Origin of the sequence: Vibrio echinoideorum (assembly GCF_024347455.1) — a bacterium.
Lineage (GTDB): Bacteria > Pseudomonadota > Gammaproteobacteria > Enterobacterales > Vibrionaceae > Vibrio > Vibrio echinoideorum.
Genome location: NZ_AP025484.1, coordinates 719,129 through 736,039 on the forward strand (window position 1 = coordinate 719,129; position 16,911 = coordinate 736,039).

The 16,911-nt window shown below is 43.6% G+C and carries 13 protein-coding genes; 9 read left to right on the forward strand and 4 right to left on the reverse strand.

Annotation, left to right across the window (positions count from 1 at the left end):
- The first annotated feature begins 2 nt into the window (after positions 1-2).
- The 7 genes from OCV36_RS19580 to yegS all read left to right on the forward strand — a co-directional run bounded on the left by OCV36_RS19580 (position 3) and on the right by yegS (position 7,653).
- Positions 3-965 (forward strand): DUF58 domain-containing protein, encoded by a 963-nt coding sequence (locus OCV36_RS19580; protein ID WP_017073968.1) that lies wholly within the window; start codon positions 3-5, stop codon positions 963-965.
- Positions 966-1,505: a DUF4381 domain-containing protein gene (locus OCV36_RS19585; RefSeq protein ID WP_135456870.1), complete on the forward strand. Its 540-nt coding sequence runs from the start codon at positions 966-968 to the stop codon at positions 1,503-1,505.
- Positions 1,498-2,577, forward strand: a complete 1,080-nt coding sequence (locus tag OCV36_RS19590) for a vWA domain-containing protein (protein WP_135456872.1) — start codon at positions 1,498-1,500, stop codon at positions 2,575-2,577. Before OCV36_RS19585 ends, OCV36_RS19590 begins: the two co-directional genes overlap by 8 nt.
- Positions 2,570-4,294, forward strand: a complete 1,725-nt coding sequence (locus tag OCV36_RS19595; protein WP_135456874.1) for a VWA domain-containing protein — start codon at positions 2,570-2,572, stop codon at positions 4,292-4,294. Before OCV36_RS19590 ends, OCV36_RS19595 begins: the two co-directional genes overlap by 8 nt.
- Complete coding sequence (locus tag OCV36_RS19600; RefSeq protein WP_135456876.1) at positions 4,291-5,658, forward strand: BatD family protein; 1,368 nt, start codon at positions 4,291-4,293, stop codon at positions 5,656-5,658. Before OCV36_RS19595 ends, OCV36_RS19600 begins: the two co-directional genes overlap by 4 nt.
- 164 nt (positions 5,659-5,822) lie before the next feature.
- Positions 5,823-6,728: a LysR family transcriptional regulator gene (locus OCV36_RS19605; protein WP_017073963.1), complete on the forward strand. Its 906-nt coding sequence runs from the start codon at positions 5,823-5,825 to the stop codon at positions 6,726-6,728.
- Between the two features lie 19 nt (positions 6,729-6,747).
- Positions 6,748-7,653, forward strand: coding sequence for a lipid kinase YegS (gene yegS, locus OCV36_RS19610; RefSeq protein WP_135456878.1), 906 nt, complete (start codon positions 6,748-6,750; stop codon positions 7,651-7,653).
- Between the two features lie 157 nt (positions 7,654-7,810).
- On the opposite strand, the gene OCV36_RS19615 is transcribed toward yegS, so the two are convergent.
- Positions 7,811-10,303: an EAL domain-containing protein gene (locus OCV36_RS19615; protein ID WP_135456880.1), complete on the reverse strand. Its 2,493-nt coding sequence runs from the start codon at positions 10,301-10,303 to the stop codon at positions 7,811-7,813.
- Positions 10,300-11,418 carry a substrate-binding domain-containing protein gene (locus OCV36_RS19620; protein WP_135456882.1) on the reverse strand — a complete coding sequence of 373 codons (1,119 nt, stop codon included), beginning with the start codon at positions 11,416-11,418 and terminating at the stop codon, positions 10,300-10,302. Before OCV36_RS19620 ends, OCV36_RS19615 begins: the two co-directional genes overlap by 4 nt.
- Before the next feature lie 81 nt (positions 11,419-11,499).
- Here OCV36_RS19620 and OCV36_RS19625 point away from each other — a divergent pair, with 81 nt between their 5' ends.
- Entirely contained in the window at positions 11,500-12,594 is a 1,095-nt protein-coding gene (locus tag OCV36_RS19625; protein WP_135456883.1) for a substrate-binding domain-containing protein, read from the forward strand.
- 129 nt (positions 12,595-12,723) lie between these two features.
- Here the strand turns inward: OCV36_RS19625 and OCV36_RS19630 are convergent, their stop codons facing one another.
- Together OCV36_RS19630 and OCV36_RS19635 are read right to left on the reverse strand one after the other, a co-directional pair.
- The gene (locus OCV36_RS19630) at positions 12,724-14,406 is read right to left on the reverse strand and encodes an alkaline phosphatase family protein (protein WP_135456886.1); all 1,683 of its coding nucleotides are present in this window, start codon (positions 14,404-14,406) and stop codon (positions 12,724-12,726) included.
- Positions 14,407-14,610: 204 nt separating this feature from the next.
- A complete protein-coding gene (locus OCV36_RS19635; protein ID WP_135456888.1) occupies positions 14,611-15,399 on the reverse strand; it encodes a formylglycine-generating enzyme family protein in 789 nt (262 codons plus the stop codon).
- Between the two features lie 137 nt (positions 15,400-15,536).
- On the opposite strand from OCV36_RS19635, the gene OCV36_RS19640 reads away from it, so the two are divergent.
- Positions 15,537-16,868, forward strand: coding sequence for an anaerobic sulfatase maturase (locus OCV36_RS19640; protein WP_135456890.1), 1,332 nt, complete (start codon positions 15,537-15,539; stop codon positions 16,866-16,868).
- Positions 16,869-16,911 lie beyond the last annotated feature (43 nt).

Genomic DNA, 16,911 nt, shown 5'->3' on the forward strand with positions numbered 1-16,911 from the left:
TTATGGCGAAGCCAACACAAGCTCCTGAATCGCAAGGCCTTGATCCTCGACTGTATTGTGACTATTCAAGGCTAGTGCGAATACAGGCTCAAGCTGAGTCGTTTTCTCTGTTACCTCATTTAAAGGCAGGCAGCGTACTGTCAGGCCGACATAATTCTTTGTTTCGCGGTCGAGGTTTGAATTTTGAGGAACTGCGTCATTATCAATTGGGTGATGATATCCGCAACCTTGATTGGAAAGTGACAATGCGAACAGGCAAGCCGCATGTTCGTAGTTACACCGAAGAGAAAGACCGAAATGTGATGATCTGTGTTGATCAGCGCAGTTCGATGTTTTTCGCTTCTCAAAATACCATGAAATCTGTTGTGGCTGCCGAAGTGGCGGCATTGTGTGGATGGCGAGTACTTAAAGACGGCGACCGTGTCGGCTTTGTTTTAGCTTCACACCAAAAGCTATTTCACAGCAAAGCACAGCGTTCTCAGTCTGATTTACTAGCGCAGCTCAAGCACCTAGCAAAAGCCAATCAAAGCTTAGGGGTGAGTGTCAGTGACAATGATGGTGTTGGGTTTAGTCAATGGATTGAACTGATCAAGAGAATGAGGCTAAAGCAGTCGACTCTAATATTTATTAGTGACTGGCGAGACTGCCAAGAACAGCACCTTGATCGGCTGAAACAACTTCAGCAACACAACGACATCTTAGCCATTATGGTGACCGATCCATTAGAACAATCACTGCCTCAAGACCTTGCTAGCGCAAATTGGGTGGTGGGTGATGGTCATTTTCAACTCAACCTAGATAGCCAATCTAAGGTTAATCTAGCGAGTGAAAGCCTATCCCAAAAAGCAGCACTCCAAAAACAATCACTGGCCAAATTAATGGCGATGAAAAGTCTCCCTTATATCGAACTAGATACATCTGGCGCTCACATATCGCAGCTTCAAAAGCTGGTGGGAGGACGCTAAATGGCTGTTGAACATACTGCTCCTAGTACTTATATTCTTCGTGAATTACATGATGTAACTATTCCTGAAAGCGTGAGTTGGGTTCCTCAAACCATCGGTTGGAAGATCCTTGGTGTGGCCTTATTATTGGTCGCTTTTTATCTGGCTTATCGCATAGCGTTAAAGTGGTGGAATAACCGTTATCGAAAAGAAGCACTCAATGAACTGATTTTATTGGACGCGAGAGACAAAAATTCTACCGAGCGAACATTTAAAGTGCTCAAAGTGGTACTTCGCTACCTAGACAGCAGCAATGCAAAATTGTTCGGTCAAGCCTATGTGAATCGATTGAATGCTTATCTGCCAGTTGGCGCTAACACCAATACAAGCAGTGCATTTTTTGCTGATGAAGTTTCGGGATTATGGATGCAAAGCCTGATAGACCCAAACGTGCGTTTAACCTTTGAGCAGCGTTTAGAGGTAATTCAAACCGCAATGACATGGTTAAAACTTCATAAGCCGGAGATACAAATGACGACTGGAGGACAAGATCATGTTTGATACTTTATCCGCCAGTTTTGAATTCGTGCATCCATTGTGGTTTATCGCACTACCTTTACCTTTGTTGGTCTACTTTGCCGTGCCAGCTTATCGCACCAAGCAAATGGCTATTAAAGTGCCATTCTTCCGAGAGTTGGTTGAGGCGATTGGTGAAGCGCCTTCTGAAGGGGCAAGTCAGTTATCCCCTAGTTGGTGGCAACGAACAACACTCATTATTACTTGGGTATTGGTGGTCTGTGCGTTAGCTAAACCAACCATTCTCGGGGAGCCACAAGTTCGTGAACAATTGGGCCGCGACGTGATGGTAGTTGTCGATTTATCGGGTTCAATGGCAGAAGAAGATTTCACTTCTAAACAAGGGGATAAGATCTCTCGCTTAGATGCGACCAAAGAAGTGCTGGCTGATTTTGCGACAACCAGAAAAGGCGACAGACTCGGTTTGATTCTGTTTGGTGATGCAGCGTTTGTACAAACCCCATTTACGGCTGACCAAGAGGTATGGCTTGAGCTACTCAACCAAACCGATGTTGCGATGGCGGGTCAAAGTACTCATTTAGGTGATGCAATTGGTTTGGCAATTAAGGTGTTTGAACAAAGCGAGAAGCAGAATGCTGCGGTTCAAGACTCAAGCGTCGATACCAACGTGAAAGAGAAGGTCGTGATTGTGCTAACCGATGGCAATGATACGGGAAGTTTTGTAGAGCCGATTGATGCTGCCAAAGTTGCTAAAGCTAAAGGTGTTCGTATACACGTTATCGCCATGGGTGATCCGCAAACGGTCGGTGAAGTGGCTCTGGATATGGAAACGATTAAGCGCGTGGCTCAAGAGTCCGGTGGTGAGGCTTTTGAAGCACTTAACCGTGATGAACTGACCAAAGCTTACGCTCAGATTGGTGAGCTAGAGCCTCAGCTATATGAAAGTACCACTTATCGTCCTAAGCAAGGTCTACATCATTATTTGATGGCGATGGTTGTTGTGATGTATTTGACCGCGTTCAGCTTGGCGACGGTACGTCGAAGATCGCTTTTGGCTTCTTCAACTAGAACTTTGAAAGGAGAGGACGATGCCTGATTCTCTCATGCTACATCAGTTCCTTACCCAATTTCATTTTATTCGGCCATTGTGGTTATTGGCCTTTATACCGATGTTCTTCCTACTATGGATTCGTTGGAGAGAAGAAACTAAGCCAACGTGGAAAGACATTCTTCCTGATCACTTACGTGATGCGTTGACCATTGGTGAAACCGGTTGGCGTAAGCAATTACCATTGAAGTTATTGATGGTCATTGTGACGGTCGCCATCATTATTTGTTCTGGGCCAACATGGCAACGTGAAGCTTCGCCTTTCGGTGAAGACAAAGCTTCAATGTTAGTGGTGCTTGATAACAGTGAATCCATGCTTGCCAAAGATTTACCTCCGAGTCGCTTGGAGCGATCTAAGCAGAAAATTAGAGACTTACTCGCAGCTCGCAAAGGTGGTAACACAGGTTTGGTTGTTTATGCAGGCAGTGCGCACGTCGCGATGCCCGTAACTCAAGATAGCAAGGTGTTTGAACCGTTTCTTGCGGCAATAACGCCTGATATCATGCCTATTTCTGGTAAATCAGCAGAGGAAGCGCTGCCACTTATTAATCAGCAATTGTCTGGTGAGTTAGGCTCGTCAGTGTTGTTGGTATCAGATGGTGTTAACCCTAGTACTATTAAAGCTTTCGAAACCTTCTTTAACGACAACCCGTATCAGTTGCTCATCCTAGCTGCAGGAAACAGTAATGTGGTGAGCGATAACCCAGTCGACCTAGATTCATTGCGTAATTTGGCGAGCAAGACGGGTGGTCGAGTGATTGAGGTAACCGTTGATGACACCGATATCCAACAACTAAACCGGGCTGTTGAGAGAAACATGCAACTTAATGGTGAATCTTCGATGCCTTGGAAAGATATGGGTTATGGTCTGCTCATTCCAATGGCGATCATCATGTTGTTGTGGTTCAGAAAAGGGTGGCTGGTGCAGTGGTGTGTCGTTGGTTTGATGATCACAAGCAGCATGTATTCACTAGACACTTTGGCGAAAACGGTCAGTTTAACGGCTGACAAGCCGGTAGTTGAAGAGTCCGTGACTGCTTGGGACAAAACGGCTCAATGGTGGTGGGATTTATGGCTCACTCCAGACCAACAGGGGCAGCGTTTGTTGAACCAACAAGAATACCTTGAAGCTGCCAAGCACTTTAAAGAGCCAATGAGAAAAGGTGTTGCCTATTATTATGCTCGTGATTTTAAACTAGCTCATAGTGCGTTCTTACAAACGAAAACCGATTTTGGTTTGTATAACGCTGCGAGTGCTTTAGCTCGTCAACGTGAATACCTTGCCGCACGAGATTTGTTGAAAGCATTGAGTGAAAAACCAGACCTTTCACCAGAACTAAGGCCTGACGTTGAGCATAACTTAGCGGTAATAGGCGGTATTGTCGAAGAGGTCAATCGCACCAGCGAAAGCCAATCAGGCACTACAGATGGCCCAGAGGAGTCGTTAGAGTTAGATGACGACCAGCCGCGCACTGGCGATGGTGCGGAAGAAGAAACGGTCGCAGAACTAATGCTTAAGGAAACACTTAACGCTAACGAAATTTTGGGTAGTCAAGAACTGGCAGACAAGTGGTTAAAACGAGTAGAAGCCGACCCTAAGTTTTTCTTAAAATCTAAATTCCAAATTCAACTACGAGAACCTGCGCCTTCGATCGAACAGAAGCCGAAACAGGAACAGGCGTTAAAACAGGAGCAAACACAATGAGTCGATATGATTTAGCTCTTGAAGCCATTCAATCAAAGAGCGTGCGATTCAGAGCCCGTACGTGGTTACTGTCGATTACTCTTGTGTTGAGTTGTGTTTTACCTAGTCTTGCTTCTGCAACCGATATCTATGATCTACAAAAGAGTGGTGATGTTGAATTGATCGCTTGGGTTGGAGAGAAACCTAAATCGGGCGACAAGATAACGCCAGCTAAAGTGAGCGTTAATGAGCAAGTGATTTTGAACATTGAGGTGGCGACCCCTCGCTGGCTAACAGGTGGTACGCGAATTGGCAGTATCGAAATTTCTAATGTGATTGCTAAACAACGTAACCAACTCGCGACTAACTATACTGAAAGAGTAGGGGGGACTACATGGTCGCGTCAACGTTGGGAAGTGACGCTCTATCCGATGACATCGGGTAAATTTGTGATTCCGAGGTTACCTGTTCGTGTTCAAGTTTCCGCTCCTGATGGATCAAACGTTGGTGGCACGCTGTACACGCAGCCAATTAAGTTTGAAGCATCATTACCTTCTGGCTTATTGAACGATGAATCGCCTTGGTTTTCAGCGACAAATGTGGATGTTGATCAGCGATGGCAGCGCTCGAACGAAGAGTTGAAAGTGGGTGATGCCATTACTCATACCGTGACAATAAAGGCGAAAGACAGCCTATCTGTGTTGTTACCAAATGTACTGACTAATGAAGCCACTCAGCAATATCAAGCGTATCCGCAACCTAACCGTTTAGATGATACACAAGAGCGAGGTGATTACCGTTCAAGTCGTATTGAAGAAACGGTTTATGTGATTCAACAAGGTGGTGAGTTTACCTTGCCTGAATTCTCATTCCAGTGGTGGGACAGTAAGAATCAGCGCCTTGAAAGTGTTATTATTGAAGGTCAGGCTTTCAAAGCGCGACACACGCTTAAATCTTTCTTCAAGGCCTACATGCATGTCATTGTTTTTTCCGTTATTGGCTTGGTAGCACTTATTTGTTTAATCTTCGCGATTAAGCGTTATTACCGAAACCACCCAACGCCAGATTGGCTGGTATTGCGTCGTTTACTTAAGCAAAGAAATTGGCCTGCATTAAGAACCTTTGTCTATCGTCAACTACGCAGTGAAACCGCCCAACTCGAGCTGAGTAAAGCGCAACTTGGTAAATTGAATGGACAAAAACGATGGGTGGAAGATAGCGAAGTGCTCCAGCAAGGGTGTAAAGATCAAGCCGTCTTTACGCGTTTATGGCGAGGGTTACGAAACCTATCATCTGGAAAATCAAAATCAGGCGCTTCTCGTACGATTATTAGCCGCTTGAAAATTCCTAAAGCATTGCCAGACTTAAAAGATAGAACTGAGTAGCTTTGCGATGAGAAGTGCATGTATGCGATGAAATCCGTCAAATTGAAATATCTATAAAAATTGTGGGCTAATCGCGGCATTACGCACAACTTTTAGCAATTCGCATCGAACATAATCGGCAGGTTCTCTAATATGGGGAACCTGCTTCTTTACTATGGAACTGTATGAAAAGTACTGAACTAAATTTAATTCCTATTTTTGTCGCTATTTATGAAGAGCAGAACTTGTCTAGGGCTGCGAATCGTATGGACATCAGCCAGCCAGCGGTAAGCAAAGCGCTCGCTAGGCTGCGTGATATTTATGATGAGCCACTGTTTCACCGAACGACTTCAGGTGTTGAACCGACGACATTTGCTATTGATATTTATCCAGCAATGGCTGCAGCGTTAAAAAATTTCACTTCTACTCTGTCGGCTTCGAGAGACTTTGACCCTAAAACATCAAATCGTATTTTTTCTGTTGCCTGCGTTTCTGCGGCAAGCTACGAAATGATGCCAAGAGTTATGCAGTTAATTAGCCAGGTTGCGCCTGGTATAGCGTTAGAAATTCATCCATTGTTTACCGAAGACTACGAGTCCGATTTAAGGCTACAAAGACACGATGTGATTGTCGATATGACGCCAAAAGGAAGAACTATGCTGAAGCATGAGGTGATTTCGACAGAAGAGCTCGTTGTCGTGTGCCGTGCTGATCACCCAACAATAGGTGATACGATCGATATGGAACAATTCTTATCTTTGGATCATGTGGTTGTATCTCGTTGGCACGCTCGTAAAAGCCTTTTAAGCTCAGAGCATTTTAGTGACCTAGAGAAGCGAAGAGTGGTTTACCGTGCTGCGGGTGTAGTTGAAATGCTTCCTGTCATAGAGAGCTCAGATTACATCGGTATGCTGCCTATGTCGTCAGTTCGTTGTTTTGCTGATAAATACAAGGTAAAAACATTACCTTTGCCGTTCCATATCGATGATCTGGATATGTGTATGATCTGGCATCCAAGTAGAACCAATGAGCCTAACCATAAATGGTTAAGAGGTAAGATCAAAGCGGCTGCGAAAGAGATATCAAGCTAGCACAATAGGGAATATAGACATGGAAAGCGTTCGTGCGATTTTAAATGGAAAGAAAGCCAATATTCCTGAGCTAAGACAAGCGGTCTTTGCTGCTAGAGAGCAAGATATCGACTTGCAAGTTAGAGTTACTTGGGAGTCTTCGGATATGTTTCGCCTTGTAAGTGAAGCGATATGCGATGGTGTAAAACGACTGATTATTGCTGGTGGTGATGGGACGGTTAATGAAGCGGTTAACGCGCTCAACCAATTTCGCGCGAGCGAAAGGCCGCAACTTGCCATTATCCCAATGGGTACAGCAAACGACTTTGCGACCGCTATAGGGATTCCTAATGATATAGCATCGGCCTTCAAATTAGCTTTAAAAGGCTCGGCCTATGCTGTTGATAGTGTTAAAGCAAACGATCGTTACTTTATGAATGTGGCGGCGGCCGGTTTTGGCGCAGAGGTGACAGCAGAAACACCTGTTGAATTGAAAGACTTTCTCGGTGGTGGGGCATACACACTAACAGGTGTAGTGAAAGCGCTTGGTTTTAAGCCTTACAGCGGCACTTTGACCATAGATAAAGGCACATTTACCGGTGAAATTCTGGTTGGCGCTTTTTGCAATGGACGCTTAGCGGGTGGTGGACAATTGCTTGCGCCCGAAGCTCTGATTGACGATGGCTTGATGGATTTAACGTTAGTTAAATCGTTTGTCGCGTCAGAATTACCGCAAGTGATTGAAGAGCTAAAGCGCCCTGCTGAAAATGGTAAATATGTCGTGCATACTCAAGCTCGCTGGCTCGATATCGATTTCCCTCAAACTTTACCCGTTAACTTAGACGGAGAACCTTATCGTTCAAATCAGATTCGATTTGAAGTTGTCCCTGCCAGTATCAGTTTGGTGTTGCCAAGCAATTGTCCATGTTTGACTGTGAACGCGTAGCATATTGGCTGGTGACGCATTACATTGCCTGACTGCTGACGCGTAATATCGTTTAACTGTTCATGCATAATATGGCTTGCACGTTAAGGTGAATCACATGTTATAACTGCGGTGAGATCCGTTTTATTGTTTTTTAAGCCACAGTCGATAATTTCATTTAAAGTAACTCTCTGGCGTGCAACTTGTTTTCGTTTTGCTTTGAGTTAATTAAGAAATAGGAGAGCCAGGCATCAACAGGAAGAGGTTTGGCGAAGAAGTAACCTTGTGCATATTTGCAGCCTATATTCCGTAAAGTTTCAACGTGACTTTGTGTTTCAAGGCCCTCAGCGATGACTGAAAAATCGAGTATTTGTGCGAGTTTCAATACTGCGCACGTTATTTCGTAATCCACCTTTGAAGAGTTGATGTCTTCAATGAAGCTGCGGTCCAATTTGACGCAATCAGCAGAAAGGTTTTTCAAAACCGACAAAGAGGAATAGCCGGTACCAAAATCATCGATCGCTATTTTATAACCCTTTGAATGTAAAACTTCTATTGTTCTCGAGCATGTTTCAAAGTCTCTCATCATGTCTCTCTTTGTAATCTCCAGTAAAAGCTGATGAGGCTTACAATCTGTTTCATCGAGAATCACTTGTAGTTGTTGAGCAAGGTCTGTCATGTAGAACATTCGAGCGGAAAAATTGACTGAAAAGATGACGCCTTGTAAGTCTATCCCTGCGTGTTGCCACTCTGTGATGAGGTTTGCTACCTCCTTGAACACCCATTTATCAATGTCGATAATAAGGTCACTTTTCTCCGCAACTTCAAGGAAATCAATGGGAGGAAGTAATCCTAACTTTGGGTGTCGCCATCTGACGAGAGCTTCTGCTCCGATTATCTCTTGCGAGTTCAAATCAACTTTTGGTTGGAAGAAAACTTCAAGCTCATCATTATTGATGGCTTGACGCAATCCTATATTAGTTTCGATGAGATCGTTGACTTCATGCGTCATCTTGTCCGCATAAATTCGGTATTGGTCTCTGCCATTTCGTTTGGCGTGGTACATGGCTGTGTCAGCATTTCGGATCAAGGTTTCGCCATCTAAGCCATGGGTAGGGTATTCACAAACACCAATACTCGCTGAAACGAATATAGAGCTATTTCCGATGTAATAGGGCTTTCTAAGTGCTTGGTTCAAGCGTTCGGCGAGAGCTTCGCCTTCTTTCAAGCCAACATTTGAGAAAATTATCATGAACTCATCACCCCCCATCCGAGCGACGAAACCAGTCTCTCCAATCAGGTTTCTCAAAATATCGGATACGTTGACTAGCAGGTTATCGCCTGGTGCGTGACCTAATGAATCGTTAATGGTCTTAAACTCATCAATATCGAGATACAGTAATAAAAACGGTGTGTTGGTGTTAGTGGACAGTTTAATTTCTTTGTCTAATTTTTTTGTCGCCAAAAGACGGTTCGCCAAACCTGTCAGTGGATCGTGGTGAGCTAAGAAGTCGAAGTTTTTCTTCTCTTCTGTGAGTTCAAGGTAAGCTTCAGATAGCCTCGATGCCATGTCATTGTATGCTTTCTCTAAGTGAGACCATTCATCAGCCCTGCCTAAAGCTATTGGGTTCTTTAGGCTACCTGACTCTAGACGGTCAAAGCCATGTCTAAGGGCATTAAGAGGCTTTCTGATATGGTGTCTAACGACGTGGTTAACTAGCAATATCGATAAAACAAACGCAAAGAAACTCATGACAATGGCGTTGAGTCTTGATTTTCCGATCTCTTTCTCTAGTTGATCGGTGAGTTCCAATGCTTGTTTTTGAACTCGTGACTCTGTGTTCTCTACCATTTCCAATAAGTCACTTTGTGCTGCTAACAGGGACGCCATGACTAGCCACCGTTGCTCTAAATTAGCTCGAATTCGTTTTAAAGCCGCGTAGTACTGCCTAACTGTACGGCTGATCTTTTTCTTCTCGGCAATGACAGCAGCGGTTTCGATATCTACATTTTCTAAGTGAAGTAAGAATATATCGAGTTCTTTTTCTACTTCGATAAGCAGCACTTTTTCGGTTTCTGGGGTAATACGGCTATGAATGTCGCCAACCATTTTTCCAGAAGTAAGAAAAGATTCTCGTAACATATTTATCAGATCTAACTCGTTGTTATAAAGAATAAAATCAGGTTTATCTAAATGTTTAAGTTTACTATCGGCGATAGCAAATTCGAGCTGATCAAGTTGGTCTGCTAGCGTTACATCAATTTTGTTGGTCTGTTTTAGAATTCGATTTAATGCGAGTGAGCTACCCAAAAATCGATGAAAATTATTAATGAATGCATCAATTCTCTGCGAAAAGCCTTCGTTCGTTGATAAGCCCCTTAACCTCTGTAGTTGAAAATCAACATTAAATGCTTCTTCAGATAAAGTGGTTTCACTGAACAAAAAGGTTTGTTCAAGTAGTTTTACTCTCGACGTTAAGGTAAAAACTCGGCGGCTGATTTCAGAGTTAACAATTAACTCTGATACATGCGTTGAGGTTTCGGTTTTCAGTGTCGACTCTACGTAATATAGGGAGCGAATCACCGTTATAACGGCAAGGCTTACAATCAATAACGACAAAAGGTTGGAGATAATGAGTCTTTGGGTGATGTTTATCTGGTTCAATTTCATTTTGGCTTCCAAATTCTCAAATATGCTTCACGGTAGCCATTTTTAGGGTCATAAATTCCGGTGTCTTCTTGGTTGATAAGCTCTTCGACGTTGTCTGGGGTAACCAAATGAACAGGGGCTGAATAACCGCTCGGTGGCATTTGATTAAATGCTCGGTTGAGTTCGTCGACTATCTGCCACCCTTGTAGGTATAGGGGTTCGGGGACGGTTGCGAGTTGAAATTGACCGCTATTAATCCTTTTATACGCCGCTTTACTTCCGTCTCCAGCCGAAATGTTTTGTGGAATAAGTTTGTACTCTTCTAGATTCGATTCTAAAGATGGGATTGCGTAATCAATATATAGGTCGTTGATCGCCAGCATGTGTGTGATCTTTTCGTCATACTTTTGTTCGAGCACTTTTAAGGTTGCAGGCATTTGTTCGGCAATTTGATCCAACGGTAAGTAGTTCAGTTCAAGAACCTCACAAGTGCCACATCGCTTGATGGTATTAACCATAGCATTTGCTTTGATCATGGCGATTTCATAGTTGGGGTCAGTGAAAACGACCGTTTTCGTTCGACCATTTGAATTGACTATAGCAAGCAGGGCGGCAACTTCTGCCACATCAAGCGGGTCAGTGGTTATGTTGGTGTATAAACCAATTTCTGGATTTCCTCCAACGAGTTCTGTTGCGTGCCAACCAATAACCACGATCCCAAGATCTTCAGCTTGCTTCAATATGGTCTTGTGGCGGACAGCATCAATTCCACCTAAGACAATCGCATCGGGCTCGAATCCAATGGCTTTTCTGATAGCGGCACCCTGTCTAACTTCGGAACCTAAACCATCGATAAACCGCAGGTGCCAACTAATTTTAGAAATGGCTTCAGATATGCCTTTTCCCACACCGTAAACGCCGCCATTGCGTAAGTCTGACGCGACAAAAATAATACTTTTTTCGTGGAGGACGGCTGGTCCTTGAGTTGGACCTCCCCAAGTTAGCTGACTTGACACCGCACGCATCACTTTTTCTTCAGCGTATTTGAAGAATTCATCTTCTTGATTGCCTGCAAAACTCGAGGAGGAGCAGGTGGTAGCGAGCAATAAACCCGCAAAACTTAATATCTTATTCATAGGCTCTATAAAAGGCTTTAATTCATTATTATTCTATATTTATAATAATGTTAATAAACATTCAAACATTTGGTAACAGTTATGTTGCATCGAATTTGTAAAAACGTCTTGCCAGCCCTGATTACAGCTTGTTTTTCTTTCCCTTTGCATGTGAATGCAAGTGGCTTAAACACAGCCTCAGACGTAAAAAAACTGGATAAATTTCAAGAGACTGTCAGTGGAGACCCGATATCTATGGCCCCGATGACAGTTGAGAAACCAGTTAAGATTGCATTAATTTACCCAAGTGCAGATATTTCTGACTTTTGGATACGAAATTACACCGCATTGAAAGAGCGCCTCATTGATCTAGAGCTGCCGTTTGAAATAGAGGAGTTCACTTCAAGACAGATCGAACACTCGTTACAGACACAACATACAGAGCATGTTCTGAACTCTGAGGCGCCTTATGATTTCGTCATTTTTGGACCGTCTGAATTGGATATTCAAGCAGGTAATATTCAGAAGTTGTCTGCGTCTAAAGACTTCAAAACTTTTATCTGGGCGTTTCACACGCCAAACGAACAATGGGTACATCAACCAGACAGTTGGTTCGATTTTTCCAGTTCGATGGGCGCGGATGTTTTGTGTGAACACGTACTTCAAGAATTGGGGAGTGAAGTTGAGTTTTCTGCCAATCGAGGGATTCCTGGAATAACAGACACCCAACGCTCGCAAGGTTTTATAGATTGTGTTGAAGAGAGAGGTGACTGGTTAACGGTATATGAGCACTTCGGTCAATATCAAAAAATTGGTGGTGCCGATGGGATTCGTTTGGTCTTAGGTAATTTCCCTGAAGTGACAATGGTACACAATGCAAATACGGCGATGACAATGGGCGCTGTTGATGCGTTGGGCAAAGCTGATCGGTTGTCTGAAATCTATGTCACAGGTTGGGGAGGAACGGCAAAGGAAATTGAGAAAATTCGCTCCGATGAGTTAGACGCTACTCCAATGCGAATGAGTGATGACCTTGGCGTTGCGACCGCAGAAGCTATTAAGTTCCACCTAGAAGAAAGACAAGAAGAAGTGCCGTTGATCTACTTGGGGCGTATTACGGTTGTACATAACAAAATGAATGACGATGAGTTGAATCAGTTGACGCGAGAAGCATTTCGTTACTCTGGTAAAAATTAGGTTTGAACGGAAAAACCTAAAAGAGTCGTTTATCTGTTTCGACTGAGTCAGTCTGAATATGATAAACGACTCTTTTATTGAGTGGATTCTGGATTCGAAATCTAGATGACGAAACCTTAGAGATTTAGTCTATTCAGTGATCTCTTGTAACACCTCTCCAATTGAACCACTTGGCTGGGTGATCCCCAGCTTATTCGAAAGTGTTGGTGCTATATCGTATGGCGTAACTGCACGAGAGATCTTTTGAGCTTCAACATCATAACCTGCGAAAATTACCGGTACATGAGTGTCATATTTCCATGGAGAGCCATGCGTAGAGGCAATTTGAAGGCCTTCCATGTCGTTAATGTAGCTACGTGGAGCAAAAACTACATACACATCACCAGAGCGAGCAGGGTGGTAGTTATTCTTGATTAGCTGCATCACATGAGTATCAGGTACTCGGTTAGCCGCAATATCACTGCTTGATACTGCAAATGCAACACCTTTCACTTTCGCAATTTCATCAGCGATGGCATTTTGCACTTTCGCTAGATTGACCTTTTTCTTGGCAATCACGTCGTGGTTCAGATAGATGTAAGGTTGTGCATACAATCGAATGGCGTCTTTACCTAAACCAAACTCACTCTTCAAGCGTTGTTCTACACCTTGCGATAAAAGGGTATCTTTATTGAAGTATTGTGCTTGTCGGAAGCCGAGAGCGTTTGCCGCAGGTGATGATTCAGGAACACCATGGTCGGCAGACAAGACAATTAAGGTATTTTCCAAACCGACTTGGTTATCGACAGTTTTTAAAAGCTTCGCAATTGTTTTGTCTAAACGAATCAAGTTGTCTTCCGTTTCTAAGCTCTCCGGACCATAAAGGTGGACCACATAGTCATTCGATGAAAAGCTCACGGAGAGATAATCAGTCACATCACCTTGGCCTAACTTCTCTTGCATCAACAACGTACTAGCAAAGTTTTCAGTGATTTCATCTCCAGCAGGGCTTACGGTCAATGTTGTACTGTAATACTTGTAACTAGCAGGGCCGTAAGGGTGTGGGAACGTGCGTTCGAAACTGCCTAGTTTAACCTTGTGGTCCATGTTGTGTTCTTGCAGGGTGTATTTCTCACGAGGTAAGGACAGTTCCCACTTTTGCTTGGAATATTGACTCGCAATAGCTTTTTCATTCCAACGTGATACCCAATCTGGATATTCATCGTAGTAATAGTTACTGGTTACAAACTCAGATTGTGCTTTTGAGAACCAAAAAGCTTTACCGCTATGTCCGGCGAGAGATATTGCGCCGCGATCTTTTACCGATACGCCAAATACTTTAGATTTACCGCTGTTTGAAATAGTCAGCTCGTCACCAAAAGTGGTCGAGAGAATTGGTGCTGGGGAGCGGCCATCACCTTGTGCTGTCTTCTGCGTTGGGTCGATCTCGGTGGCCTTATCAACTCCCGCTCCTGAAGTTAACATCTTGTAGTTGCCATCTTCTACGTTATAAACCAAACGTTCTTCACTGCGGTCATACCAAACATTACCTACCATGCCGTGTACGCTCGGCGGAGCACCGGTTGCAAGCGATACATGACCCACAATGGTCTCTGTGTTGCCGTGTTGGTAGTTTGCATTGGTGTAGTAAGTACCGTCGTCCATTAGATATCGAAATCCACCTTCACCGAAGTTGTGCTTATACCGCTCTATAAGGTCTGCACGTAGGCCATCTACCGTGATTTGTAGGACTAGGTCTGGCTTATCGGCTGCCGACGCTGGAAATGCACAAAGCACGGCAAGTGTTAAGCCAGAAATTTTGGTGTATTGCATAGAGTGTCCTTCTTCGATGTGATTTCGTTACTTCAAATGACCTGGATTGGACACTGAACAGAGGCAGACCTCTGTTCAGTGACCATAGGGTTTTTCGTTAGCTTGTATCTTTTACTTGTCGAATTTTTTACTCGTTTCAGCCTTAATTCGTTCGCGGTTTTCATCAGTAACTAGTTATGATCTGTAACGAGCTTGCGCTGGTAACTAGTCGGTATCTTTCACTAGGCGCAGGCCCATGTCCGACATAGTGATCGATTGGCTTGCGAAGTCACGACGGTAACTTTCAGATTCATTTTTGTCATACGCAAAGCTGCCACCGCGAACTGATTTATGTGATAAACCAACGTCGCTGTGTTTTGCGTTGTTAGGATTGTCTGTTGGACCGAATCGATAGAAGGTGTCATCGAAGGCATCAATCACAAACTCTCCAACATTTCCGCTCATGTCATATAAGCCTAGTTCATTTGGCTTCTTTAGCCCGACAGGATGTGCGCTATTTTTAGAATTTGCTGAGTACCACGCAACATCATCTAAGTTGTTGGAACCACTGTAAGTAAAGCCTTTACTTTTGTTACCACCTTTCGCTGCAAATTCCCATTCGGCTTCAGTTGGAAGGCGGTATTCCTCGCCCGTTAATTCGTTCAGTTGCTCAACGAAATAGTTAGCTTGTTGCCAGCTGAGGTTATTGACTGGAACCTGAGGGTTTTGGAAGTAACTGAGAGATGAACCCATAACAGATTCGAACAATTCTTGAGTTACCTCAAACTTTGCAATGTAGAAACTATTTACAGTTATATTACGCGCGGGTCGCTCGGCTTTGGTTGCGTCAGAGTTGTTTGAACCCATGGTGAATGTACCACCTTCAACCAGCACCATATCTTGGTCAATTTTTTGGGCGATGGGGTGTGTAGGCACGCTTACACAGCCACTCAGAAAAATTGTCATGGTAACGCTGCTAATCGCTGCTAAATATTTGTAATTGAAAAATTTCATCACGTGCCTCAAATGTTCGAAATAGGCTGTGATTCTAACGTTTAAGGTCATTCCTATTGGTTATAAAGGGTATAACATGCCACTGACTTTATTAGGAATTATGATGGGAACAAGACATTAAGATAGGTAGGTAAATCATGCACATTACTCAAGGTCCACAATATAACGGTAAAGCGTCTAAGCGCTTACATGTTATGGCTAAACCGATTGGCGCAGCGTGCAACATTGACTGTAAATATTGTTATTACCTAAGTAAGCAAGATTTGTTGGAGTACAAGAAAGGCAGTTCTCCAAGAATGGATGATGAGACGTTGGAGACTTACATCCGACAATACATCGAAGGACAAAATACCCCTGAAATTATTTTCTCATGGCAGGGCGGTGAACCGACCATGCTGGGTTTAGCGTATTTTGAAAAAGTGGTTGAGCTACAAAAGAAGTATCAACCTCAAGGTGTGTTGATTTCAAATGACCTACAAACCAATGGCACACTTTTAAATGACGATTGGGGGCAATTCTTAGCGAAGAACAACTTCCTGATCGGTTTAAGTATTGATGGCCCAGAAATGCTCCATAACGCCTATCGTACCAACAGAGCAGGGCGTGGCACATTCAAGCAAGTAATGGCGGCAGTCGAACTGCTGCACAAATATCAAGTGAAGTTCGCCACGCTTACCTGTGTGAATAATTTAACCAGCCAAAATGCATTAGAGGTGTATCGCTTTTTACGCGATGAAGTTAAATCACCGCAAATGCAGTTCATTCCTATCGTAGAGCAAAAAACCTTTAGAACGGTTGCGCCTCAAACATCTCAAGTGAGCGAACAATTAAAACAAGGCGACAAGCGTCTGATCCCTGGTCATAAAGATTCCATCATGGAATCGTGGTGTGTGTCAGACTTGGCGTGGGGTAATTTCCTTATTTCTGTGTTTGATGAGTGGTCGAAGAACGACATCGGTAAAGTGTTTGTTCAGTATTTTGAAGCCAGTCTAGAAACATGGATTGGCCGTCCAAATCCTCTTTGTACTTTGAATGAAATATGCGGAAAAGGGTTGGCGATGGAGCCGAACGGCGACGTATTTTCATGTGACCACTATGTATACCCTGAATACAAGATAGGTAACATTCATCATGAGAAGCTTGAGGATCTCGCTTACAGCGCGCCCCAACAGAAATTTGGCTTTGCGAAATCACGCACACTGACTAGCCAATGTCAGCAATGTGACTATAAGTTTGCCTGCCATGGAGAGTGTCCTAAAAATCGCTTTATTAAAACTCGTGCAGGTGAACCGGGCTTGAACTATTTATGTGCCGGTTGGCACAAGTTCTTTGCTCATGTTGATCAGTCGATGGCGTACATCGCTCGAGCGATGGGACATCCCGTTGCTCATGGAAAATTCAGTGACTCAATAGTGATGGCGCGTCGAGCACAACAGGTGCAACAAGCGACGTTTGAGACAAAGTTTTAACGGATTTTTTAGGTCAGCAGACCTTAATTAAATTTAATAAGAA